Source organism: Streptomyces sp. NEAU-174 (assembly GCF_052665095.1).
Window position 1 is genome coordinate 267,566 of the sequence record NZ_JBQTCE010000013.1, and the last position, 24,124, is coordinate 291,689.

At 72.0% G+C, this 24,124-nt stretch carries 17 protein-coding genes and 1 riboswitch; of the genes, 6 read left to right on the forward strand and 11 right to left on the reverse strand.

Annotated elements, in window-relative coordinates; translation table 11 throughout:
• Positions 1-127: 127 nt before the first annotated feature.
• Positions 128-3,037 (reverse strand): bifunctional acetate--CoA ligase family protein/GNAT family N-acetyltransferase, encoded by a 2,910-nt coding sequence (locus ACT2CW_RS33725; RefSeq protein ID WP_445519335.1) that lies wholly within the window; start codon positions 3,035-3,037, stop codon positions 128-130.
• Between the two features lie 189 nt (positions 3,038-3,226).
• Between ACT2CW_RS33725 and ACT2CW_RS33730 the strand changes: the two genes are divergently transcribed.
• Positions 3,227-3,508: an HPr family phosphocarrier protein gene (locus tag ACT2CW_RS33730; protein WP_020867963.1), complete on the forward strand. Its 282-nt coding sequence runs from the start codon at positions 3,227-3,229 to the stop codon at positions 3,506-3,508.
• Between the two features lie 156 nt (positions 3,509-3,664).
• Here the strand turns inward: ACT2CW_RS33730 and ACT2CW_RS33735 are convergent, their stop codons facing one another.
• The 4 genes from ACT2CW_RS33735 to ACT2CW_RS33750 form a co-directional block, all read right to left on the reverse strand.
• Positions 3,665-4,420 carry a GntR family transcriptional regulator gene (locus ACT2CW_RS33735; protein WP_164432442.1) on the reverse strand — a complete coding sequence of 252 codons (756 nt, stop codon included), beginning with the start codon at positions 4,418-4,420 and terminating at the stop codon, positions 3,665-3,667.
• Positions 4,421-4,701: 281 nt separating this feature from the next.
• Complete coding sequence (locus ACT2CW_RS33740) at positions 4,702-5,496, reverse strand: M23 family metallopeptidase (RefSeq protein ID WP_164432444.1); 795 nt, start codon at positions 5,494-5,496, stop codon at positions 4,702-4,704.
• A 14-nt stretch (positions 5,497-5,510) separates the two neighbouring features.
• Positions 5,511-5,675, reverse strand: a riboswitch (cyclic di-AMP (ydaO/yuaA leader).
• A gap of 284 nt (positions 5,676-5,959) precedes the next feature.
• Positions 5,960-7,342, reverse strand: coding sequence for a M16 family metallopeptidase (locus ACT2CW_RS33745; protein ID WP_445519388.1), 1,383 nt, complete (start codon positions 7,340-7,342; stop codon positions 5,960-5,962).
• 20 nt (positions 7,343-7,362) lie between these two features.
• Positions 7,363-8,733 (reverse strand): M16 family metallopeptidase, encoded by a 1,371-nt coding sequence (locus ACT2CW_RS33750; protein WP_182471422.1) that lies wholly within the window; start codon positions 8,731-8,733, stop codon positions 7,363-7,365.
• Positions 8,734-9,048: 315 nt separating this feature from the next.
• Between ACT2CW_RS33750 and ACT2CW_RS33755 the strand changes: the two genes are divergently transcribed.
• Positions 9,049-11,502 (forward strand): DNA gyrase/topoisomerase IV subunit A, encoded by a 2,454-nt coding sequence (locus ACT2CW_RS33755; RefSeq protein WP_164432446.1) that lies wholly within the window; start codon positions 9,049-9,051, stop codon positions 11,500-11,502.
• A 245-nt stretch (positions 11,503-11,747) separates the two neighbouring features.
• Here the strand turns inward: ACT2CW_RS33755 and ACT2CW_RS33760 are convergent, their stop codons facing one another.
• Entirely contained in the window at positions 11,748-12,074 is a 327-nt protein-coding gene (locus ACT2CW_RS33760) for a tetratricopeptide repeat protein (RefSeq protein ID WP_445519336.1), read from the reverse strand.
• Between the two features lie 300 nt (positions 12,075-12,374).
• Between ACT2CW_RS33760 and ACT2CW_RS33765 the strand changes: the two genes are divergently transcribed.
• The 3 genes from ACT2CW_RS33765 (at position 12,375) to ACT2CW_RS33775 (ending at position 15,942) form a co-directional block, all read left to right on the forward strand.
• A complete protein-coding gene (locus tag ACT2CW_RS33765) occupies positions 12,375-13,406 on the forward strand; it encodes a sucrase ferredoxin (protein ID WP_445519337.1) in 1,032 nt (343 codons plus the stop codon).
• Positions 13,407-13,564: 158 nt separating this feature from the next.
• A complete protein-coding gene (locus ACT2CW_RS33770) occupies positions 13,565-15,235 on the forward strand; it encodes an ATP-binding protein (protein ID WP_445519338.1) in 1,671 nt (556 codons plus the stop codon).
• On the forward strand, positions 15,232-15,942 hold the full coding sequence (locus tag ACT2CW_RS33775; RefSeq protein ID WP_445519339.1) for a response regulator: 711 nt from the start codon (positions 15,232-15,234) through the stop codon (positions 15,940-15,942). Before ACT2CW_RS33770 ends, ACT2CW_RS33775 begins: the two co-directional genes overlap by 4 nt.
• Positions 15,943-16,008: 66 nt before the next feature.
• On the opposite strand, the gene ACT2CW_RS33780 is transcribed toward ACT2CW_RS33775, so the two are convergent.
• The 3 genes from ACT2CW_RS33780 to ACT2CW_RS33790 all read right to left on the reverse strand — a co-directional run bounded on the left by ACT2CW_RS33780 (position 16,009) and on the right by ACT2CW_RS33790 (position 20,409).
• Positions 16,009-17,616, reverse strand: coding sequence for a solute symporter family protein (locus tag ACT2CW_RS33780; RefSeq protein WP_445519340.1), 1,608 nt, complete (start codon positions 17,614-17,616; stop codon positions 16,009-16,011).
• Positions 17,613-18,065: a DUF485 domain-containing protein gene (locus tag ACT2CW_RS33785; protein ID WP_445519341.1), complete on the reverse strand. Its 453-nt coding sequence runs from the start codon at positions 18,063-18,065 to the stop codon at positions 17,613-17,615. The genes ACT2CW_RS33780 and ACT2CW_RS33785 overlap by 4 nt, the downstream gene beginning before the upstream one ends.
• 220 nt (positions 18,066-18,285) lie before the next feature.
• Positions 18,286-20,409 (reverse strand): DNA gyrase/topoisomerase IV subunit B, encoded by a 2,124-nt coding sequence (locus ACT2CW_RS33790; RefSeq protein WP_445519342.1) that lies wholly within the window; start codon positions 20,407-20,409, stop codon positions 18,286-18,288.
• Between the two features lie 441 nt (positions 20,410-20,850).
• On the opposite strand from ACT2CW_RS33790, the gene ACT2CW_RS33795 reads away from it, so the two are divergent.
• Complete coding sequence (locus ACT2CW_RS33795; protein ID WP_037964812.1) at positions 20,851-21,081, forward strand: DUF7455 domain-containing protein; 231 nt, start codon at positions 20,851-20,853, stop codon at positions 21,079-21,081.
• Positions 21,082-21,306: 225 nt separating this feature from the next.
• Here the strand turns inward: ACT2CW_RS33795 and ACT2CW_RS33800 are convergent, their stop codons facing one another.
• Both ACT2CW_RS33800 and ACT2CW_RS33805 read right to left on the reverse strand, forming a co-directional pair.
• Positions 21,307-22,137, reverse strand: coding sequence for a S1 family peptidase (locus tag ACT2CW_RS33800; protein ID WP_164432460.1), 831 nt, complete (start codon positions 22,135-22,137; stop codon positions 21,307-21,309).
• A 201-nt stretch (positions 22,138-22,338) separates the two neighbouring features.
• The gene (locus tag ACT2CW_RS33805; RefSeq protein ID WP_445519343.1) at positions 22,339-23,907 is read right to left on the reverse strand and encodes an RNA polymerase sigma factor; all 1,569 of its coding nucleotides are present in this window, start codon (positions 23,905-23,907) and stop codon (positions 22,339-22,341) included.
• Between the last annotated feature and the right edge of the window lie 217 nt (positions 23,908-24,124).

Below are 24,124 nucleotides of genomic sequence, written 5' to 3' on the forward strand. Positions count from 1 at the left end.
CGGGGCGACGCCGACACGGGCGCCCGTGCCCGTCAAGGCTCGGACGACTCCCGCCGAGGTTCGGACGACCGCACGCCGAGGTTCGGTCGCCTCGGCAGGCGCCTCGGCAGGCGGCTCGGCAGGCGGCTCAGTAGGCGGGCATGTGGCGGGGGCCGAGGTCGGTGCGCGGGGGCGGCGGGGCGAGCCGCGCCGAGGCGCCGAGCACAGACAGTCCGTGCTGGGCGACGACGACGGGCTCGAGGTCGACGGCGACCATCTCGGGGTGGTCGTCCACCAGGCGGGACACCCTCAGCAGCAGCTCCTCGAGGGCCTCGGTGTCCACCGGCTTGGAGCCGCGCCAGCCGAACAGCAGCGGCGCGGTGCGGATGGACCGGATCAGCTCGGCGGCGTCCCGGCCGGTGACGGGGACGAGGCCGTGGGCGGTGTCGCCGAGCAGTTCGGACGGGGCGCCGGCGAGCCCGAAGGAGAGCACGGCCCCGGCGGCGGGGTCGATGGCGGCCCGTACGACGGTGTCCACGCCGCGCGGCGCCATCCGCTGCACGACCAGCCCCAGCTCCTCGGGGCGGCCCAGGTAGTCGGTCAACTCGGCGTAGGCCCGGCGCAGTTCCGTCTCGCTGCCCAGCTCCAGCCGCACCCCGCCCAGGTCGGCGCGGTGGCGCAGCTGGGGGGCGGTGGGCTTGAGCGCGACCGGGAAGCCGAGCCGCTCGGCGGCCCTCACGGCGGCGTCGGGGTCGGGCGCGGGGAGCGCGGGCAGCACGCTGACGCCGTAGCGGGCCAGCAGGCGCTGGGTGTCGGCGGCGGACAGCTCGACGCCGGGACCCGGGCCGTCGAAGGCCCCGCCGCTCGTCGCTTCGCCGGTCCCGACAGCCACGCCAGGGCCGGTGCCGACAGCCACGTCATGGCCGGTCCCGTCAGCGGTTCCGACGCTCGCGCCGCCGCCCGTGCCGTCGCCGCCGTGGCCGTCCGCCGGGGCCAGCAGCACCTGGATGTCGGCGGCGGCGCCCGCCTCGTCGATGTCGTCGTACTCCGGGACCCGCCCGGGCTCGGCGGCCTCCTCCCGCCAGCGCGCGTACCGTACGGCCTCGGCGAGCGCGCGCACGGCCCGCTCGGCGGCGGGGTAGGCGGGGATCCTGCGGGTGCCCGGGGCGGGCTCGGCGCCGGTCCCGGCCAGGGCCTGCGCGAGTTCCTGGATCTCCAGGTGGACCACCGCCACCGGCTTGGCGGGACCGGGCCCGGGAGTCTGCGCCGCCTCCCTTACGGCCGCCGCGAGGGCCTGGGCGCTGCCGTCGCCGACCCAGGGGATGGCGGTGACGATCACGGCGTCACAGGTGTCGTCGGCGAGGGCCTCGGCAAGGGCGCGCCGGAAGTCGTCCGGGGTGGCGTCCGTGGTCAGGTCGCGGGGCGGCAGCGGGCGGAGTTCCTCGGTGAGGCAGGCGTCGTAGGTGATCAGGCCGAGCGACTCGGAGTTGCCGAGGATGGCGACGCGCGGACCGGCGGGCAGCGGCTGGGAGGCGAGCAGCACCCCGGTGTCGGCGAGTTCGGTCACGGTGTCGACCCGGATGACGCCCGCCTGCCGCAGCAGATCGGAGACGGTGGCGTCCGGGATCCGGGTGGTCGGTACGGCATGGCCGGTGGGGGCGCTGCCGGTGTGGCGGGCGCCCTTGACGACGACCACTGGTTTGACGGCCGCGGTGCGCCTGGCGAGCCGGGTGAACTTGCGGGGGTTGCCGATCGACTCCAGGTACATCAGGACGACGTCGGTCAGCGGATCGTCGTACCAGTACTGGAGCAGGTCGTTGCCCGAGACGTCCGCGCGGTTCCCGGCGGACACGAAGGTCGATATCCCCGCGATCCCGGCGAGGCTCGCCAGCCCGGCGCCGCGCCGGTTCAGCCCGGACAGCAGCGCGATGCCGATCGCCCCGGACTGGGTGAACAGGCCCAGCCGGCCGGGGTTGGGCAGCTGTGGGGACAGGGAGGCGTTCAGCCGGACGCCGTCGGCGGTGTTGATGACGCCGAAGGCGTTGGGGCCGATGACGCGCATGCCGTAGGACCGGGCCTGGCGGACCAGCTCCCGCTGCCGGTCACGGCCCTCGCCCCCGCTCTCGGCGTATCCGGCGGAGAGCACGACGAGCCCCTGGACGCCGTGGTCGCCGCATTCGGCCACGACGGCGGGCACCCGCTCGGCGGGGACGGCGACGACGGCCAGGTCCACGGGCTCCTCTATGGCGCGCAGCGAGCGGTGGGCCGGGACGCCCTCGGGCTCCAGGCGCGTCATGTCGTCGGGGAAGGCGTGGTTGACGGCGTGGACGCGCCCGGTGAAGCCGCCGTCCAGGAGGTTGCGCAGCACGGTGCGGCCGACACCGCCGGGCGTGCGGCTGGTGCCGATGACGGCCACGGAGCCGGGCGCGAGCAGCCGCTGGACGGAGCGCGCCTCGGCGCGCTGCTCACGGGCGCGCATGACGGCCAGGGAGCGGTCGGTGGGTTCGAGGTCGAACTCGAGGCGGACGACCCCGTCCTCGAAGCTGCGCTTCTGGGTGTAGCCCGCGTCCGTGAACACCTTGATCATCTTGTTGTTGGCGGGCAGCACCTCGGCGGCGAACCGCCGGATGCCCCGTTCGCGTGCCACGGCGGCGATGTGTTCGAGGAGCGCGGAGGCCACCCCACGGCCCTGGTGGGCGTCCTGGACGAGGAAGGCGACCTCGGCCTCGTCGGCGGGGGCCGCGGCGGGCATCCCCCGGCCGTCGATGCGGTCGTACCGAACGGTGGCGATGAACTCATCCCCCACGATGGCCGCCAGGCCCACCCGGTCGACGTAGTCGTGGTGGGTGAAGCGGTGGACATCGCGATCGGAGAGACGGGGGTAGGGCGCGAAGAAGCGGTAGTACTTCGACTCGTCCGAGACCCGCTCGTAGAAGCTGACCAGCCGCTGGGCGTCATCGGTGGTGATGGGACGGATCTGCGCCGTGCCGCCGTCCCGGAGCACCACATCGGCTTCCCAGTGGGTCGGGTAGGCGTGATGGTCCGACGGGCTCCGCATGGGAGCCAGGGTACGGGCCCGCCCGGTCCGGATGGTGGACACCCTTGCGTCGGGGCCAAGTGTCGGGGGAAGGTCCGTGTCGGGCCAGTCCGGGCATGGCCGGGCTCACTCGGACATCGTTCGGGTGAATCCGGACACCGTATGATTTTGGTCTAGACAACACCACCGTCACACCTGAAGGGCAACACCATGGCTGAGCGCCGCGTCACCATCGGCTGGGCCGAGGGCCTGCACGCCCGCCCTGCGTCGATCTTCGTCCGGGCGGCCACCGCCGCCGGCGTCCCCATCACGATCGCCAAGGGCGACGGCACCCCGGTCAACGCCGCCTCCATGCTGGCCGTGCTCGGCCTGGGCGCGCAGGGCGGCGAGGAGGTCGTCCTCGCTTCCGACGCGGACGACGCCGAGGTGGCGCTCGACCGTCTGGCGAAGCTGGTGGCGGAGGGGCTCGAGGAGCTTCCCGAGACCGTCTGACCCCGGGCGAGCCCTGCCTGGAATTCCCTGGTGATTCCCGGAGTGATTTCAGGGATTCGGCACGGCGGGGCCGCGGTGGCCGTAATGGTCACCGCAGCCCCGCCGTTTTCATGTTTCCGCGTACAGAATTCCCAAGAGTTGTATACGGGAGCTCTGTTAATTCCGGCCGCTCGCCGTGTTGACGGAATGTTTCGAAGTCCTCACCGGAATCGGGCGGCGCAGCCGGTATTCCGACAGCGCGCGCTCGGTGTGCGCGGTGGCGAGCGCCCGCGCGCGGTCGGCGTCGCCGCGCGCCACCGCGTCCACCAGCGCGCCGTGCTCCGCCCAGGACTCCATGGCCCGCGCGGCCGGGTCGGGGCGCACGGCGCCCTCGGGGGGCGCGGGCCGCGGGCCGGGAGCGGCCGCGTACACCCACGCGGTCTTACGGCGCAGCTGGACGAGCAGCGCGGCCAGGCTCGGGCTGCCGGACGCCTGGGCGAGCGTCTCGTGGAACCAGTCGCCCAGCGGCCGCAGTTCGCCGAGCTGACCGCCCTGGGCCCGCTCCCGGCCGAGCCGGACCAGTCCGCGCAGCACCTTCAGATGGGCCTCGGTGCGGCGCTGTGCGGCCCGTGCGGCGCCCAGCGGCTCCAGCAGCGCGCGGATGTCCAGCAGATCGGCCGCCTCGCGCTCGGAGGGCTGGGCGACGCAGGCCCCCGCGTGCCGCCGGGTGGTCACAAAGCCCTCGGACTCCAGGGTGCGCAGGGCCTCGCGGACCGGCACCCGGGAGACGCCGTAGCGCCGGGCGAGCAGTTCCTCGGTGAGGCGGCTGCCGGGCTGATACGCACCGGAGACGATGTCGTCGCGAATCGCCGCGCAGATCGCGTGTGCCGAAATCCGGCGACCGCCCTGGACCGCGTTCGTATCCCCGCTCATTTACGGTCCCGCATTGTCGAACCTCCGCCTTAACGCCCGCGAAACTAACCATGGAACGCGCGTTGACAGACTCTATTCCACGCGGCCGCCATTTCCGATGGCGGGAAGCATTTCATGGATATTTTTTGGTCAGCCGGGCGGTGGCACGCCGAAGGCCCCGTCCGGCGGACGGGGCCTTCTCGGAAGTCTCACGGGGTCTCGGAATCCCGGGATCCCGGGATCGTGGGACCCGCGCGGCGTTCGCGCCGGACGCGCGACGGGTCAGACGTTGACGCCGTGCGTCAGACGTTGACGCCGTGGTTACGCAGGTACGACAGCGGGTCCATGTCCGAGCCGTAGTCCGGGCTGGTGCGGGCCTCGAAGTGCAGATGCGGTCCGGTGACGTTCCCGGTGGCGCCCGACAGGCCGATCTGCTGGCCGGGGGTGACCTTCTGGCCGACCGAGACGCTGATCGACGACAGGTGGCCGTACTGGGTGTACGTGCCGTCGTTCATCTTGATGACGACATTGTTGCCGTAGGAGCCGCCCCAGCCCGCCTCGACGATCTCGCCCATGCCCACGGAGTGCACCGTGGTGCCGGTGGAGGCGTGGAAGTCGATACCGGTGTGGGTGCCGGAGGACCACAGCCCGCTGGACGCCTGGTAGCCGGTGGAGACGTAGGAGCCGCTGATCGGCGACACGAAGGTGTTGAGGCGCTTGCGCTCGGCCTCGCGCGCCGCGCGCTCCTTGGCCTCGCGCTCGGCCTTGGCCTTCTTCGCCGCGGCCTCCGCCTTCCTGGCGGCCTCCTGGCGGGCGATCGCCTCTGCCTTGGCCTTGGCGGCGGCCTGCTCGGCGGCGGTCTCCTGGGACTGCGCCTGGGCCTCGATGTGGTCCGCGATCCCGTCGCCGATCACGATCGCCTGGGTCAGACCGGTCTGCTGGGGATCGGGGGCCCCGTCGGCCGCGAACGCCTGTCCGGTGATCCCGGCGACCACACCCGAGGCGACGGTCGTGATGCCCACGACGTTGGCGCTCGTGCGGATGTTGACCTTGGTGGTGCGGCGGTGCTTCCCGGTGGCAGTGCGGGTGGACGCCATACTGAGGCGCACTCCTTTCCTTCCTTCTCGCCTACCGGGTTAGCTGACGGGTTCGGAGCAGGAAGGTCTCCTACGGACCCCTCCCCCGGCCGGGGAAGGCGCCCGATTCACCCCTGGGGACGTGTTGGGTCCCCGGCTCCCCTGGCTTGCGCCGTACGGGGACTCGGCGATGACTGTCCGGTGCCGCGGGTGCGGCGGGTCGCTGGCGAACAGCCGGACTGACGCTAAACGGGCTCGCTTTCGATCACCAAACGGTTCCGGTTTTTTGTTGCTCTCCCCACAAACCAAACAAGCAGTCAATCCTATAAATCGGGCATGTCGGATGGACTCCGGCGCCCTTCCGGGGCCGGGGTCCCTCCGCCGCCGGCTCATGGACCGGAGGCCCACCGGACCGTCCGCGGGACCGTCAGCGAGTCGGCCGGACCGGTGGTTCAGCGCACGGATCCGGCCAACTCTCCCCGCCTCAGTTGGAGATGACGCTGACCTCGCCGATGCCCAGCGCCCGGACCGGCTCCTCGATCGCCGAGGCGTCCCCGACCAGCACCGTGACCAGCCGGTCCGCCGGGAAGGCGCTCACCACCGCGGCGGTGGCCTCCACCGTGCCGGTCTCCGCCAGCCGGGCGTACAACTGCGCCTGGAAGTCGTCCGGAAGATGCTGCTCGACCTGGTCCGCGAGGGTGTTCGCGACGGACGCCGCCGTCTCGTACTTCAGCGGGGCGACGCCCACCAGGTTCTGCACCGCGACATCGCGCTCGTCGTCGGTCAGCCCCTGCTCCTTCAGCGTGCGCAGCACCTTCCAGAGGTCGTCCAGCGCGGGGCCGGTGACCTCGGTGGCCACCGAGCCGCTGATCGCCAGCATCGAGGCGCCCGAGGAGCCGCCCGTGGGCGACGGGGGCCCGGAGCGCAGCACCTGGCCGAAGGCGCGCACCCCGTAGGTGTAGCCCTTCTCCTCGCGCAGCACGCGGTCGAGGCGGGAGGTGAGGGTGCCGCCCAGGCAGTACGTGCCGAGCACCTGCGCGGGCCAGACCCGGTCGTGGCGGTCGGCGCCCACGCGCCCGATGAGCAGCTGGGTCTGCACCGCGCCCGGCCGGTCGACGATCACCACACGGCCGGTGTCGTCCGCGACGATCGGCGGAGCCGTGCGCGGCGCGCCCGCCCCGCCCGTCCAGGCGCCGAGGGTGTCCGCGAGCGCCCGGTCCAGGTCGACGCCGCCGAGGTCGCCCACGATGACGGCGGTGGCGGTGGAGGGGCGGATATGTGCCTCGTAGAAGGCCCGCACGGCCGCGGCGTCGATGCCCTCGATGGTCTCCTGGGTGCCCTGGCGCGGCCGGGACATCCGCGACTCGGCCGGGAAGAGCTCCGCGGAGAGGGCCATCGAGGCGCGGCGGGCCGGGTTGGCCAGCTCATGGGGGATCTCGTCCAGCCGGTTGCGCACCAGCCGCTCGACCTCGCCGTCCGGGAAGGCGGGGGCGCGCAGCGCGTCGGCCACCAGACCGAGCGCCTTGGGCAGCCGGGAGACCGGGACCTCCAGGGAGACGCGGACGCCGGCGTGGTCGGCGTGGGCGTCCAGCGTGGCGCCGCAGCGCTCGAGCTCGGCGGCGAACTCCTCGGCGTCGTGCTTGTCGGTGCCCTCCGACAGGGCGCGCGCCATGATCGTGGCGACGCCTTCGAGCCCGGCCGGCTCGGCGTCCAGCGGCGCCTCCAGGTTGATCTCCACGGCGACGACCTGCTGGCCGGGGCGGTGGCAGCGCAGCACGGTGAGGCCGTTGGGCAGCTCACCGCGCTCGGGGGCGGGGAACGCCCACGGCCTGGGGGCGCCGCCCTTGGGCTGCGGGTGGAAGGTCATGGTCGCGGTGACGGCGTCGCTCACTGGGCCGCCTCCCCTTCTGCGTCGGTCTCGGCGGCTTCGGCGGTGTCGGCTGCGTCCTCGGCGCCCTGGACGGGCTCGTAGACCAGCACGGCGCGGTTGTCGGGGCGCAGCCGCGCCGCGGCCACGGCCCGCACCTCCTCGGGGCTGATGTCGAGCACCCGCTCCACGGCGGTCAGCGCCAGCTGCGGGTCGCCGAAGAGCACCGCGTAACGGCAGAGCTCGTCGGCCCGGCCGCCGACCGTGGCCAGCCGGTCCAGCCACTCGCGCTCGATCTGCGCCTGGGCGCGCTCCATCTCCTGCGGGGTCGGCCCCTCCTCGGCGAAGCGGGCCAGCTCCTCGTCGACGGCGGCCTCGATGTCGGGCACCTCGACACCGCCGGAGGTCTTCACGTCCAGCCAGCCGAGCGAGGGGGCGCCCGACAGCCGCAGCAGGCCGAACCCGGCGGCCACGGCGGTGCGGTCGCGGCGCACCAGCCGGTTGTGGAGCCGGGAGGACTCGCCGCCGCCGAGGACGGTCAGCGCCAGATCGGCGGCGTCTGCCTCGCGGGTGCCGTCGTGTGGCAGCCGGTAGGCGGCCATCAGGGCGCGGGCCGGGACCTCCTCCTCCACGACCTCGCGCAGCTGACCGCCGATCACCTCCGGGAGCGTGCCGTCACGCGGCGGCCGCTTGCCCTCGTGGGAGGGGATGGAGCCGAAGTACTTCTCGATCCAGGCGAGCGTCTGCTCGGGGTCGATGTCGCCGACGATCGACAGCACGGCGTTGTTGGGGGCGTAGTAGGTGCGGAAGAACTCCCGCGCGTCCTCCAGGGAGGCCGCGTCCAGGTCGGCCATGGAGCCGATCGGGGTGTGGTGGTACGGGTGGCCCTCGGGGTACGCCATGGCGACGAGCTTCTCGAAGGCGGTGCCGTACGGGACGTTGTCGTACCGCTGGCGGCGCTCGTTCTTGACGACGTCGCGCTGGTTCTCCAGGCTCTCCTCGTCCAGCGCGGTCAGGAGGGACCCCATCCGGTCGGCCTCCAGCCACAGGGCGAGCTCGACCTGGTGGGCGGGCATGGTCTCGAAGTAGTTGGTGCGCTCGAAGCTGGTCGTGCCGTTGAGCGAGCCGCCGGCCCCCTGCACCAGCTCGAAGTGGCCGTTGCCGGTGACCTGCGCCGAGCCCTGGAACATCAGGTGCTCGAAGAGGTGCGCCAGGCCGGTGCGCCCCTTGACCTCATGGCGCGAGCCGACGTCGTACCACAGACAGACCGCGGCGACCGGGGTCAGATGGTCCTCGGAGAGCACCACGCGCAGGCCATTGGCCAGGCGGTGCTCAGTCGCTTTCAAGCCGCCGGAGCCGGCCTGCTGCGTGGCCGTGTGACCCATGGGCATGTACGTCCCTTCGATCGCGTGATGGAGCGCGTGCCAGCCGCTTGCGCAGCGCTTCTGTCACTGTATGCAAGGGGACGGACATCTGGCGAAGTTCCGGTCCACTCCCGTCCCGCCGAGCGGTCCCGAACCGTTTCCGCGGGCCCTCAGGCGCCGGATCCGGACCCCTCCGCGGGGGCTTCGCGCGGTGCCGCCGGGCGCGGTTCCGGGGCCCGCCCGGGCCGCTCACGCCCCGGCCCGTTCCACACTTGTCGGTGGACCGGGCCACAATGGTCCGCGTCAGATCCCGCATCGGCAGTTGAAGGAGCCCCAAGCGCGATGGCCCGCCGCCGCACGAAGACCCCGCCGCCGGACGACTTCGAGGAGCGCATCCTCGACATCGACGTCGTCGACGAGATGCAGGGCTCCTACCTCGAGTACGCCTACTCGGTCATCTACTCGCGCGCGCTGCCCGACGCCCGAGACGGGCTCAAGCCCGTGCACCGCCGCATCCTCTACCAGATGAACGAGATGGGCCTGCGCCCCGAGCGCTCCTATGTGAAGTGCGCCCGCGTCGTCGGCGAGGTGATGGGAAAGCTCCACCCGCACGGCGACGCGTCGATCTACGACGCCCTGGTGCGCATGGCGCAGCCGTTCTCCATGCGCCTGCCGATGGTCGACGGCCACGGGAACTTCGGCTCGCTGGGCAACGACGACCCGCCGGCCGCGATGCGGTACACCGAGTGCCGGATGGCGTCGGCCACCTCGCTGATGACCGAGTCGATCGACGAGGACACGGTCGACTTCTCCCCGAACTACGACGGCAGCGAGCAGGAGCCCGTCACCCTCCCCGCCGCCTATCCGAACCTGCTGGTCAACGGCACGTCCGGGATCGCGGTCGGCATGGCCACCAATATGCCGCCGCACAACCTGGGCGAGGTCATCGCCGCCGCCCGCCATCTGATCAGGCATCCGGGCGCGGACCTCGACACGCTGATGCGGCATGTGCCGGGGCCCGACCTGCCCACCGGCGGCCGGATCGTGGGCATGAGCGGCATCCGGGACGCGTACGAGACGGGCCGCGGCACCTTCAAGATCCGCGCCACGGTGGCCGTGGAGGACGTGACGGCCCGCCGTAAGGGCCTCATCGTCACCGAGCTGCCCTTCGCCGTGGGACCCGAGAAGGTCATCTCCAAGATCAAGGACCTGGTCGGCTCGAAGAAGCTCCAGGGCATCGCGGACGTCAAGGACCTCACCGACCGTGAGCACGGGCTGCGGCTGGTCATCGAGATCAAGAACGGCTTCAACCCCGAGGCCGTGCTGGAGCAGCTCTACAAGCTCACGCCGATGGAGGAGTCCTTCGGCATCAACAACGTGGCGCTGGTGGACGGCCAGCCGCTCACGCTGGGCCTCAAGGAGCTGCTGGAGGTCTACCTCGACCACCGCTTCAATGTGGTCCGGCGGCGCAGCGAGTTCCGGCGCACCAAGCGGCTGAACCGGCTGCACCTGGTCGAGGGTCTGCTGGTGGCCCTGCTCGACATCGACGAGGTCATCCGCCTCATCCGGCAGAGCGAGAACGCGGCGGAGGCCAAGCGGTCCCTCATCGAGCGCTTCGGCCTCTCCGACATCCAGACGCAGTACATCCTGGACACCCCGCTGCGCCGGCTGACCAAGTTCGACCGGCTGGAGCTGGAGTCGGAGCGCGACCGGCTCAACGCCGAGATCGAGGAGCTGACCCGGATCCTCGACTCCGACGCCGAGCTGCGCAAGCTGGTCTCCTCCGAACTGGCCGCGGTGGCCAAGAAGTTCGGCACCCCGCGCCGCACGGTGCTGCTGGAGTCGTCGAACGCGCCGGTGACCGCGGTGCCGCTGGAGGTCGCGGACGACCCCTGTCGGGTGCTGCTGTCCTCCACCGGGCTGCTGGCCCGCACCGCCGACGGCGAGCCGTTCCCGGTCGAGGGGAAGGCCAAGCGCGCCAAGCACGATGTGATCGTCTCGGCGGTTCCGGCCACGGCCCGCGGCTTCGTGGGCGCCGTGACCTCCACCGGGCGGCTGCTGCGGCTCTCGGTGATCGACCTCCCGATGCTCCCGGAGTCGGCCGCACCCCCGAATCTGTCGGGCGGGGCGCCCATCGCCGAGTTCCTCTCGCTGGAGGACGACGAGGAGCTGATCTGCCTCACCACCCTGGACGAGTCCTCACCGGGGCTCGCGATCGGCACGGAGCAGGGCGTCGTCAAGCGCGTGGTCCCCGACTACCCCGCCAACAAGGACGAGTTGGAGGTCATCGGCCTCAAGGAGGGCGACCGGATCGTGGGCGCGGTGGAGCTGTCCACCGGCGAGGAGGACCTGGTCTTCATCACCGACGACGCCCAGCTGCTGCGCTACGCGGCGAGCCAGGTGCGGCCGCAGGGCCGCGCCGCGGGCGGTATGGCGGGCGTCAAGCTCGGCTCCGGCGCCAAGGTGATCTCGTTCACGGCCGTCGACCCGGCGAGCGACGCGGTGGTCTTCACGGTCGCGGGCGCGAGGGGCACGCTCGATGACTCGGTGCAGCAGTCGGCCAAGCTCACCCCCTTCGACCAGTACCCGCGCAAGGGCCGGGCCACGGGCGGGGTGCGCTGCCAGCGGTTCCTGAAGGGCGAGGACTGCCTGGTCATGGCCTGGGCAGGCACGATCCCGGCCCGCGCGGCGGGACCGAACGGCACCCCGGCGGCCCTGCCGGAGATCGACCCGCGCCGAGACGGCTCGGGCGAACCCCTCGCCAAGCCGGTGACGGTGGTGGCCGGGCCGGTGTAGCCGGGCAGGGCTGGCGGAACGGGCCCGGACGAGCAGGACGAGCGCGCAGGGGCGCGGCACCGCGAGGGTGCCGCGCCCCGCGCCGTACAAGGGCCCCGCGTACGCCCCGCCCACGACGGGGCGATCCTCCGCCGGGCACGCGACCGCACCAGGCTTCCCCGGCTGCCGTCGGGAGCTGCCCCCGCTCGCGGCCGGGCGCCCCGATGAAGGCGGCCACCGGACGGCGGACGGCCCCGGCAAACGATTCAGTGGCCGCTTCCGTTGCGCCGGGCGCGCATCTGGCGGAGGGCGAGGCGCGCGCCGTCGTGGCCGCGGTCGGCCGCCCGCTGGAAGTGCCGCTCGGCCTCGCCCAGCTCGCCACGGTCCAGGTGGACCGTGCCGAGCACCACCATGGCCGAGAGATCCCCCGTCGCGGCGGCCTTACCGAGCCAGTGGACGGCCTCGGCGTACGCGCCGCGCTGCCCCAGCCCGATGCCGTAGACGGTCATCCCCCGCGGATCACCGGCCTCGGCCGCCTTACGGGCGAGCGATTCGGGAATCGGCCGCCCCTCGTCGTAGGCCGCCCTCACCATGGCCCTCAGCCCGGGATCCAGCGAGCGCGCCCCGCGTCTCCCTCCGCGTCTCCCCCGGCGGCTGCGCCATCGCGCCCATAACCCACCCATATCCGCCCCCTCCGCCCCCTGGGCGTCATTTTCCCGCCTGCTCCCACCGCATGGAACGGCGAATACGCGGCGGAATCCGGACTGCCGCGCTCCGCCGCCCGGGCCGACGAGGCGCCGTCCGGCCCCGGTCGCTCGTCGCTCCACCACGGCTCCGGCGCGTACGCACGGCCCGGCGAGCGCTCTCGATCAAGAGAGGTTAGGCTTACCTTCGTGAGCACGTGCGCGACCGCCTCCCGCGACCTGTCCGAGCCGCTCGCCGGGACGGCGGCCACCGCCTCCACCTGGCTGCTGGTGGAACAGCCCGGGCCCTGGGGCACCGAGGCCCTCACCGCCAGCCGGCTCGACCCGGCCGTAGGGCGCGCCCTGGAGCGCGCCGCCGAGGGCACCGGTGTACGGGTCGCGCTGATCCGCCGCCCCGGCCGCCACGCCGATCTGCACACCGGCGCCCGGCACCGGGTGTTCGTGGCCCACACCCGGCCCGGCCGCTCCTGGATCCGCACCACCGCCCTGGACGACCCGGCGCGGCTGCTCGGTCTGGATCTCGCCGCACTGGGCGCGGGCGACCCCGGCGGTCTCACCCTGCGGCCCCACAAGCCCCAAGGGCCCCACAAGCCTCACAAGCACCAAGAGCCCCACGACCCCGCCGCCGACCCCGCCGCCTGGGAGGAGTACACCGGCGATCCGCTGGTGCTGGTGTGCACCAACGGCAAGCGCGACCGCTGCTGCGCCCTCCTCGGCCGCCCGCTGGCCGGTGAGCTCGCCGCCTCCGGGGTCCACGGCACTTGGGAGATCACCCATATCGGCGGCCACCGCTTCTCCCCCACCCTCGTCGTGCTGCCCCACGGCTACACCTACGGCCGTGCCACCGCGCAGGGCGTCAAGGACGTCATCGAGGCGCTGCGGAACGGCCGGGTGGTCACCGACGGCTGCCGCGGCCGCTCCGCCTGGGAGCGCCCCGGCCAGGCGGCGGAGCTGGCCGTCCGCGAGCTGACCGGCGAGGACGGGGCCGACGCACTGACCGTCGTACGGACCGAGGGCGAGGCCCCGGTCCGGTCCGTGACCGTCGCGCACCGCGACGGCCGGGCCTGGCGGGTGAGCGTCGCACAGCTCGCCGCGGCGCCGCCGCGGCCGGAGAGCTGTGGCCTCCCCCTGGGCTCCCCGGCCCGGATGGAGGTCGTCGGGATCCGGACCGTCCGGCGGCCCACGCACGGCGTACGGGCGATGGCCGCCGGGCGCCTCTGACGCCCCGGGCGCCAGCAGCCGGGCGGCACGCGACGCTCTCATAAGCCCGCACCCACCCCCGTAGCACCCCGGGACCTCCGCTCCCAGGCCCCTCCGCGGGCGCCTCCCCAGGTCCTGCCCCGGTCCCTCCCACCCGCCCTTGGTTACCCTTCGTTGCCATGAGCGCCGCGATACCGCCGGGGCCGGGAGCCACGGCCACAAGGTGGCGCATCGGCTGGCCCCGACGCGTCTTCTCCCAGGTCCTGCTGATGCAGCTGGCCATCGCCACGGGTGTCACCGTGCTCGCGACCGGCCTCTTCCTCGCGCCGCTCAGCGACCACCTCGACGACCAGGCCATGCGCCGTGCCCTCGCCATCGCCCAGACCACGGCCGCCGAGCCCCGGATGGCCGACGCGCTCCAGCACACCCGGCCCACCCCCGGCGGGCCGGTGCAGACCGAGGCGGAGCGCATCCGCCGGTCGACCGGCGCCGAATATGTCGTGATCATGGACCGGCGCGGGGTGCGCTGGTCCCACACCTCCCCGGACGAGATCGGGAAGCATGTCTCCACCGACCCCACCGAGGCCCTCGAGGGCCGGGAGGTCATGGAGATCGACGACGGCACCCTCGGCAGGTCGGCCCGCGGCAAGGTGCCCCTGCGCGCGGGGGACGGCCATATCGTGGGCGCCGTCTCCGTGGGCATCTCCTACGAGAGCGTGCGCGCCCGGCTCGTCGCCGCGGTCCCGGAGATGCTCGCCTACGCGGGCGGCGCGCTCGCGGTCGGCGCCCTGGCCGCGTACGTGGTCTCCCGCCGGCTCCAGCGACGCACCCATGACCTGGCCTTCTCCGATATCTCGGCGCTGCTGGCCGAACGTGAGGCGATGCTGCACGGCATCCGGGAGGGCGTCGTCGCCCTCGACGCCCACGGCCGCATCCGCCTGATCAACGACGAGGCCCAGCGGCTGCTTGATCTGCGCCCGGAGGACACCGGGCAGCCTCTGGAGGCGGTGCTGTCCCCGGGTCGTACGACCGATGTGCTGTCCGGGCGGGTCACCGGCGCCGATCTGCTGACCGTCAGCGGCGGCCGGGTGCTGGTCGCCAACCGGATGCCGACGGACGACGGCGGCGCGGTGGTCACCCTGCGTGACCGCACCGAGCTGGAGCGGCTGGGCCGCGAGCTGGACGGCACCCGGGGCCTGATCGACGCCCTGCGGGCCCAGGACCATGAGCACGCCAACCGGATGCACACCCTCCTCGGCCTGATCGAACTCGAACTGCACGACGAGGCGATGGAGTTCATCACCGAGGCGATCGGGGTGCACCGGGCCACCGCCGAGCAGGTCACCGAGCGGGTGCACGATCCGCTGCTGGCCTCCCTGCTGGTCGGCAAGGCCACGGTCGCCACCGAACGCGGCGTCTCGCTGTCCGTCGCCGGGGACAGCCTGCTGCCCAACCGGCTGGTGGATCCGCCGGGAGTGGTGACCATCGTCGGCAACCTCATCGACAACGCCCTGGACGCGGCGGTCGGTTCGGCGGAGCCACGGGTCGAGGTGGAGCTGTGCGCCGACGACCGTACGGTGCTGCTGAGGGTCTCCGACACCGGCCCCGGGATCCCCGCCGACCGGCGCGACGTGGTCTTCACCGAGGGCTGGTCGACCAAGGAGCCGCCCGCGCACGGCAAGCGCGGCATAGGGCTCGCGCTGGTCCGCCGCCTCGCCGAACGCCAGGGCGGCAGCGTCCGCGTGTCCGACCGCGAGGGCGGGGGCGCGGAGTTCACCGTCGTCCTCCCCGAGGCGCTGGCCGAACAGCCGACTGGCGCGCCGCTGACCGCGACAGGAGAGCCACGATGACCCTTGGAACCGGACCGGGCGGGCCCCTGGAGGTGCTGGTCGTGGACGACGACGTCCGGGTGGCCCGGGTCAACGCCGCGTACGTCGGCAAGGTGGCCGGATTCCGCGTCGCCGGGCAGGCACACACCGCCGCCGAGGCGCTGGCCTTCCTGGAGGGCCCCCAGGGCGCCCGCGTCGACCTGGTGCTGCTCGACCACTATCTGCCGGACGAGACGGGGCTGTCGCTGGTGCGGCGGCTGCGGCAGCTCGGCCATCACACCGACATCATCATGGTGACCGCGGCCCGCGACATCGCGACCGTCCAGGCGGCCATGCGCCATGGCGCGCTCCAGTACCTGGTCAAGCCCTTCACCTTCGCGGGGCTGCGGGCCAAGTTGGAGGGGTACGCGGCGCTGCGCCGCGCGCTTGAGGGCGACGGCGAGGCCGGGCAGGACCAGGTGGACCGGATCTTCGGCGCCCTGGGCGGCGCCTCAGCCGGCCCCGCGGAGCTGCCCAAGGGCCATTCCGCGCTCACCGCCGATCTCGTACGGGAGGTGCTGCGGGGCGCGGAGGGTCCGCTGTCGGCGCAGGAGGTGGCCGAGCGCTCCTCGCTCAGCAGACAGACCGCACAGCGCTATCTGAAGCTGCTGGAGCGCACGGGCCGGGTGCGGCTCAGCCTGAAATACGGCGAGACCGGCCGCCCCGAGCACCGCTACGACTGGGTCTAGCCCTTCCCCGCCTGGCCGCGCACGCCACCTCAGGCCACGCCCGCCGCCTCACGCCCCGCCCCCGTCTCAGGCCGCGCCCGCCCCGGTGAGCGCCCGCACCTCCGTCTCGGCGTGCTCGGCGGCATGGCCGGGGAGATCCGCGGGGGCGGGTGAGGTGACCGTCCCGAGCCAACCCGCGAGGAACCCGAGGGGCACCGAGACCAGCCCCGGGTTCTGGAGCGGGAAGAGGTGGAAGTCCACCCCCGAGAAGATCGCGTCCGGGCCGCCGGAGACCACCGGGGACAGCACCACCAGCACCAGCGCCGGAAGCAGCCCCCCGTAGACCGACCAGACCGCGCCCCGCGCGGTGAACCGCCGCCAGAACAGCGAGTACAGCAGCACCGGGAGGTTCGCCGACGCGGCGGCGGCGAACGCGAGCCCCACCAGGAACGCCACATTGAGGTCCTCGGCGAGCAGCCCCAGCCCGATCGCCGCCGCCCCGATCCCCACCGCCGCGATCCGCGCGACCACCACCTCACCGCGCGGGGTGCGGCCCGCCCGCCTGCTCAGCGAGGCGTAGAGGTCATGGGCGACGGAGGCCGAGGAGGCGAGGGTGATCCCGGCGACGACGGCCAGGATGGTGGCGAAGGCGATCGCGGCGACGACCGCGAACAGCACCGTGCCCCCGGTCGATCCGGCGCCGCCCCCGAGGTCGAGCGCGAGCAGCGGAACGGCCGTGTTCCCGGCCGCGTTGGAGGTCCGTACGGCATCGGTGCCCAGCACGGCGGCCGCGCCGAAGCCGAGCACGATCGTCATCAGGTAGAAGCCGCCGATCAGCCAGATGGACCAGATCACCGAGCGGCGGGCGGCCCGGGCGGTGGGCACGGTGTAGAAGCGCGAGAGGATGTGCGGCAGCCCGGCGGTGCCCAGCACCAGGGCGAGGCCGAGGCTCACGAAGTCCAGCCGGGCGGTCCAGCCGCCGCCGTACTTGAGCCCGGGGGCGAGGAAGTCCACGCCGTGGCCGCTGTTCCGCGCGGCGGTGCTGAGCAGGGTGTCGAGATCGCCGCGGAAGCGCACGAGGACCAGGGCGGTCAGCGCGATCGCCCCGCCCATCAGCAGCACGGCCTTCACGATCTGGATCCAGGTGGTGGCACGCATCCCGCCGAGCGCCACGAAGACCACCATCAGGGTGCCCACGCCGATCACCGTCCAGGCGCGGGCGCGGCCGCCCGTCTCCCCGAGCAGCAGGGCGACCAGACTGCCCGCGCCGACCATCTGGGCCACGAGATAGAGCACACAGACCGTGACCGACGAGATGCCCGCGGCGATCCGGACCCGGCGCTCCCGCATCCGGGCAGCCAGCACATCGGCCAGGGTGAACCGGCCGCAGTTGCGGACCAGTTCGGCCACCAGCAGCAGGACCACCAGCCAGGCCACGAAGAAGCCCACGCAGTACAGCACCCCGTCATAGCCGAAGAGCGCGATCAGGCCGGAGATCCCGAGGAAGGACGCGGCGGACATGTAGTCACCGGCGATGGCGAAGCCGTTCTCCATCGGGGAGAACAGCCGCCCGCCCGCGTAGAACTCCTCCGGCGAGCCGTGCCGCCGGCGCCCCGCCCAGGTGGTGATGGCCAGGGTGGCCGCCACGAAGACGCCGAAGAGCAGCAGCGCCAGGTTCCGCTGATCTCCGGTCACCGCCCGCGCCCCCGCATCATCTCCTGCGTCACCCAGCGGAGTTCGAGCGCGACGCGGTCCCGGCGCAGCCGTGCGTGCCGGGCGTACGCCCAGGTCAGCAGGAAGGTGGTGGCGAACTGCGCGAGCCCCGCGACCATCGCCACATTGAGCGTGCCCACGACCGGGCGGGCCATCAGCCGGGGTGCGGTGGTGGCCGCGACGACATACGCGAGGTACCAGATGAGGAATGCGGCGGCCGCGGGGAACGCGAACCGGCGGTAGCGCCGGCGCACCTCCTGGAAGGCGGCGCTGCCGTGCACCTCCGTGTAGACCGCCTGGGCGGCGGGCGGACGCGCGCGCCTGGGTTCGCCCTCCGCGTCGTCCGCCTCACCCCAGCCGGACGCGAGCGCGTCGTACCACGGGTCCTCCAGCCGCGCCGCTCCCGTGTCGCGCGCGTTGTGCATGTCCACCCCGAACACTCCTTGTTCACTGCGGCATTCGCCGCGTGACCAAGGATGTGCAGATCAGAAAGATCCAGAGCCGTTCAATACTGGACCTTCACCCCATCAGGTGACTCAGGTGATGAACGGCCTGGAAACGGCACGACAGGAGTGAGTGGCGCGGGGAGACGCCGACGGGGTCTCCCGGGTGGGAGACCCCGCTGGGCCGGCCCCGCCGAGGGGCCGGGCGTCAGACGTCGATGCGCGACCGGTCCAGGGTCGCCGCCGAGTTGGTGATGAACTCCTTACGGGGCGCGACCTCATTGCCCATGAGCAGGTCGAAGGCGCGCTCGGCGGCCTCCAGGTCGCTGATGTTGATGCGCCGCAGGGTGCGGTGGCGCGGGTCCATCGTGGTCTCCGCGAGCTGGTCGGCGTCCATCTCACCGAGACCCTTGTAGCGCTGGATGCCGTCCTTGTAGCGGATCTCCCGGCGCTCCAGGTCCAGCAGCGTCTCCCGCAGCTCGTTGTCCGAGTAGGTGTAGAGGTACTTCTCCTGGCCGCGCTTGGGGTTGACCAGCTCCACCCGGTGCAGCGGCGGCACCGCCGAGAAGACCCGTCCCTGCTCGACCATCGGCCGCATATAGCGCTGGAAGAGGGTCAGCAGCAGACAGCGGATGTGGGCGCCGTCGACATCGGCGTCCGCGAGGAAGATCACCTTGCCGTAGCGCGCCTGGTCGATGTCGAACGTACGGCCCGACCCCGCCCCTATGACCTGGATGATCGCTCCGCACTCGACGTTCTTCAGCATGTCGGAGACGGACGACTTCTGGGTGTTGAGGATCTTGCCTCGGATCGGCAGCAGCGCCTGGAACTCGGAGTTCCGGGCGAGCTTGGCCGTACCGAGCGCCGAGTCCCCCTCGACGATGAACAGCTCGCTGCGGTCCACGTCATCACTGCGGCAGTCGGCCAGCTTCGCGGGGAGCGAGGAGGACTCCAGCGCGGTCTTACGGCGCTGCGCCTCCTTGTGCTGACGGGCCGCGATGCGCGTACGGGCCGCGGCCACGACCTTCTCCAGGATGGCGCGGGCCTGCTGCTTGTCGTCCCGCTTGGAGGAGGTCAGGAACGCCTTGAGCTCCTTGGAGACCACATTGGCCACGACGCGGGAGGCCGCCGAGGTGCCCAGCACCTCCTTGGTCTGGCCCTCGAACTGCGGCTCCGCCAGCCTTACGGTCACCACCGCCGTCAGGCCCTCCATGGCGTCGTCCTTGACGACGTCGTCCTCGGCGACCCGCAGCAGCTTGGTGGCGCGCAGCGCCTCGTTCACCGTCCTGGTGATCGAGCGCTCGAAGCCGGAGACATGAGTGCCGCCCTTGGGGGTGGCGATGATGTTGACGAAGGACTTGACCGTCGTGTCGTAGCCGGTGCCCCAGCGCAACGCGATGTCGACGCCCAGGTCGCGGGCGACCTCGGTCGGGGTCATGTGGCCGTGCTCGTCGAGGACCGGCACGGTCTCCTTGAAGGTGCCCTGCCCGGACAGCCTCAGCACATCGCAGACGGGCTTGTCCTGGGCGAGGTACTCACAGAACTCGCTGATCCCCCCGTCGTACCGGAAGGTCTCCTCGACCGGCCCCTCCTGTCCGTCCAGACCCCGCTCGTCCCGGACCACCAGGGTGAGCCCCGGCACCAGGAACGCGGTCTGCCGGGCGCGCGCGTACAGCGTCTCCACGGAGAGCTTGGCGTCCTTGAGGAAGATCTGGCGGTCCGCCCAGTAACGGGTGCGGGTGCCGGTGCGGTTCTTGGGAACCTTCTTGCCCTTGAGGAGGCCGCTGGACGGGTCGAACGGGGCGTCCGGCCCGGATTCGGTGAAGATCCCGGGGACGCCGCGGCGGAAGCTGATCGCGTGGGTCCTGCCGTTGAGGTCCACCTCCACGTCGAGGCGGGCGGACAGCGCGTTCACCACGGAGGCGCCGACGCCGTGCAGACCGCCGGAGGCCGCGTACGCGCCGCCGCCGAACTTTCCGCCGGCGTGCAGCTTGGTCATCACCAGCTCGACGCCGGACAGCCCCGTCTTGGGCTCGATGTCCACCGGGATCCCCCGGCCGTTGTCCCGCACCTCCACGGATCCGTCGTCGTGGAGGATCACCTCGATGTGATCGCAGAAGCCGCCCAGGGCTTCGTCCACCGAGTTGTCGATGATCTCCCAGAGGCAGTGCATGAGACCACGGCTGTCGGTGGAGCCGATGTACATGCCGGGGCGCTTGCGCACCGCCTCGAGCCCCTCGAGGACGAGAAGGTGCCGCGCGGTGTAGTTACCGCCGCCCCGGTCTGCTCCGGTCAGCAGCGCAGTGGACGGCACGGACGTGTCGGCGGTCACGCGGTTCGCTCCTCGCTGAATTTCTGGTTGGCCCGGCTGTGGGCACGATGGTGGCATGGTCGCCCGACAGAGCGTACCGAGGCCTGATAGAGCCTTTGTGCCGCCACCCATGGAAACGTCCATGCTAGTCGCACTGGCCTCCGTTTCGCTCGTACGTTCGATAGCTCGCGGCGGTGCCACACAGATCACGTTCCCTTTCAGGCATGAACCATTTAGGCTCCGGGCACGTCCTCATTCACAACCGGCAACCCGGCCGGGAGGGCAAACCAGACAATCGACGCGAAGCATCAAAGCTAGGCAATACGGCTCATTCGCCGCCAAACGTCACCATCCGGCCTACTCAGAAGCAACTTTTGGGAAAAAGCCACGAGCGGGAACGATTTCAGGCTGGTTGGATGTTGACCCTGGTACGACAGCTCGTCGAGCTAGAGAAGAGGCGACGTGACTACTGTTCTGACCCCCGCGAGCCCGTTGACGGCCGCTGACCGCTGCGATCGCTGCGGCGCCCAGGCGTACCTGCGCGTCGTGTTGATCAGCGGTGGTGAACTGCTCTTCTGCGCCCACCACGGGCGCAAGTTCGAGCCGGAACTCAAGAAGATCGCCGCGGAAATACAGGACGAGACCGAGCGACTCACGGCCGTTCCGGCGTCCGCGTCCGAGGACGAACGCTGACGCCTCATACCCACGACGACGAGCGACGCCGGCCCAGGGCCGGATTCCGGGCGGTCTGCCCCCTGACCGGGGCGGCCGCCCACGCTCGTATCGTGGGTCTTTCCGCGGTTTCGGCACTTTCGGCGCCCTCGCCATGACCCAAGGGCCCCGCGGGGCTCGCTCAAGGACCCCTTCCAGACCCTTCCACGGGCGCCCCCGGGCCCACAGACGCCCCCGGGCTCCGCGTCAGTCATGGGCGGCCACCAGACCCGCCACCGAGGAGATCCTCGTGTAGACGCCGGGCCGCCCCGCCACGGCGCATCCACTCCCCCAGGACACCAGGCCCACCAGCCGCCCCCGGACCACCAGAGGCCCTCCGCTGTCCCCCTGGCAGGCGTCCCGGCCCCCGTCCGGCAGCCCCGCGCAGACCATGGAGCGCGGGTCGTAGTCCCCCTCGGCGTTGCCCGGATAGGCGCGCTCACAGACGCTGTCGGCCAGCACCTGGACCGTCGCGGTGCGTAGCGACGAGGCATAGGTGCCATCGCCCTCCGTATCGCCCCAGCCGTACACCGCGGCCCGCCCACCCGGCTGGTACGCCTTGTCGCCGGTGGCCGCCATACGGATCGTGTAGGCCGCGGGCACCGCGACCCCCAGGGTGAGCACCGCGATGTCCCCGGCCCTGTTGTCGCCCTCGTACGCCGGATTGACCCACACCCGCGCGAGCGGGTACTCCACCCCGTCCTTCTTGCGCAGGTCGTTGCGGCCGATGATCACCTTCAGGTCCCGCACCTCCCGCCAGTCCTTGCCGAGCACCCCACGGCTCAGGCAGTGGGCCGCCGTGACGACCGTTGTGGGGCCCACCACCGCCCCGCCACAGAACTGGCCCGACCTCTTCTCCCCGAAGAGCGCACGGCTGGCCACGGCCACCGCCCAGGGCGCCTCGACCGTACGGGCCGGATGCCCGCCGATCACCACCCGGTCGGCCGTCGCCGGGGCGGGCGCGGTGAGCACTATCGCGAGCGCGGCGGCCAGCGGCACCGCCAGGGCGATGAGGAGCGAGCGGGGCGACCTGGGCATGCGGCCTCCTGACCATAAGGAGCAAGACGCACACTCAGCGTTACCCCCTCTGCCGCGAAGCGCATCCCGAGTGGGCCAAGCGAGGAACGGGACGCCGGGGTCTTGGCACCGCGCAGCGCGAAGGCCGGGCTCCCTCGGAGGAGCCCGGCCTTCGCGCTGTACCGCTTACGCCGTAAGGCGGCTATGAAGCGGCGGTCCGCATCAGTCCAGGTAGTCGCGGAGGACCTGGGAGCGGGACGGGTGGCGCAGCTTCGACATCGTCTTGGACTCGATCTGACGGATGCGCTCACGCGTCACGCCGTAGACCTTGCCGATCTCGTCGAGAGTCTTCGGCTGACCGTCGGTGAGGCCGAAGCGCATCGAGACCACGCCCGCCTCGCGCTCGCTGAGCGTGTCGAGCACGGAGTGCAGCTGCTCCTGGAGCAGGGTGAAGCTGACCGCGTCGGCCGGGACGACCGCCTCGGAGTCCTCGATGAGGTCACCGAACTCGCTGTCGCCGTCCTCGCCCAGCGGGGTGTGCAGCGAGATCGGCTCACGGCCGTACTTCTGGACCTCGATGACCTTCTCGGGGGTCATGTCGAGCTCCTTGGCCAGCTCCTCCGGGGTGGGCTCACGGCCCAGGTCCTGGAGCATCTGGCGCTGAACGCGCGCCAGCTTGTTGATGACCTCGACCATGTGCACCGGGATACGGATGGTGCGGGCCTGGTCGGCCATGGCACGGGTGATCGCCTGACGGATCCACCAGGTGGCGTACGTGGAGAACTTGTAGCCCTTGGTGTAGTCGAACTTCTCGACCGCGCGGATCAGACCGAGGTTGCCCTCCTGGATGAGGTCCAGGAAGAGCATGCCGCGGCCCGTGTAGCGCTTGGCCAGCGAGACCACCAGACGGAGGTTGGCCTCCAGGAGGTGGTTCTTGGCGCGGCGGCCGTCCTCGGCGATGATCTCCAGCTCGCGCTTGAGCTTGGGGGCCAGCTTGTCGGAGTTGGCGAGCTTGTCCTCGGCGAACAGACCGGCCTCGATGCGCTTGGCGAGCTCGACCTCCTGCTCGGCGTTGAGCAGCGGGACCTTGCCGATCTGCTTGAGGTAGTCCTTGACCGGGTCGGCGGTGGCACCGGCCGCGGCGACCTGCTGCGCGGGGGCGTCGTCCTCGTCCTCGTCGGAGAGCACGAAGCCCGCGTTCTCCGGCTCGGCCTCGGCGCCCTCGGGGCCGGGCTTGCCCGGTGCCTCCTCGATGACGTCCTCGCCCTCGAGGAGCTCGTCGGTGACGTCCTTCTTGGCGGTGGTCTTCTTCGCGACCGTCTTCTTGGCCGCGGCGGCGGTGGTCTTCTTGGCGACCGCCTTCTTGGCCGCGGTCTTCTTGGCGGCGGCCTTCTTCGCGGGAGCGGCCGCGACCTCACCGGCCGGGGCGGCGCCCGGGTCCGCGGTGGGGGCGACCGGGGCGGCAGGGGCCTTCTTGGCGGTGACCGTCTTGGCCGCGACAGTCTTGGTGGCGGTGCGCTTTGCCGGGCTCTTCGCTGCGACGCTCTTACGGGTGCGCTTGGGCGCCTCTGCGGCACTGACCATCAGCGTCACACCCTCCTCGTCGAGGATCTGGTTGAGGCTGCGCAGTACGTTCTTCCACTGGGTTGGCGGAATCTGGTCAGCCTCGAAGGCCCGGCGCACATCGTCGCCGGCGATCTGCCCCTCAGCCTTTCCCCGCTCGATGAGCGCCATGACAGACTCCGACTCGGCGATCTCCGGCGGGAGCGTACGGGATGTGCTGGCCGACACGAACAACCTCTCGGAACGTTGGAAACGGCTTCCGGCTCAGTCCACTGGGGACCGGAGCCGACGACCGCCGGCAGGGATGAACCGACGGCGCGGGCGGAGTGCGGAGGAGTACAGCGTTTTGAGCGACATCCGTATTCCCTCCGCGGCTGCCACCTCTTTAATCATCGCGCTGCCCCAAAGAGCGTTACGCCCAATACTCGTGGCCCGAGTCACACCC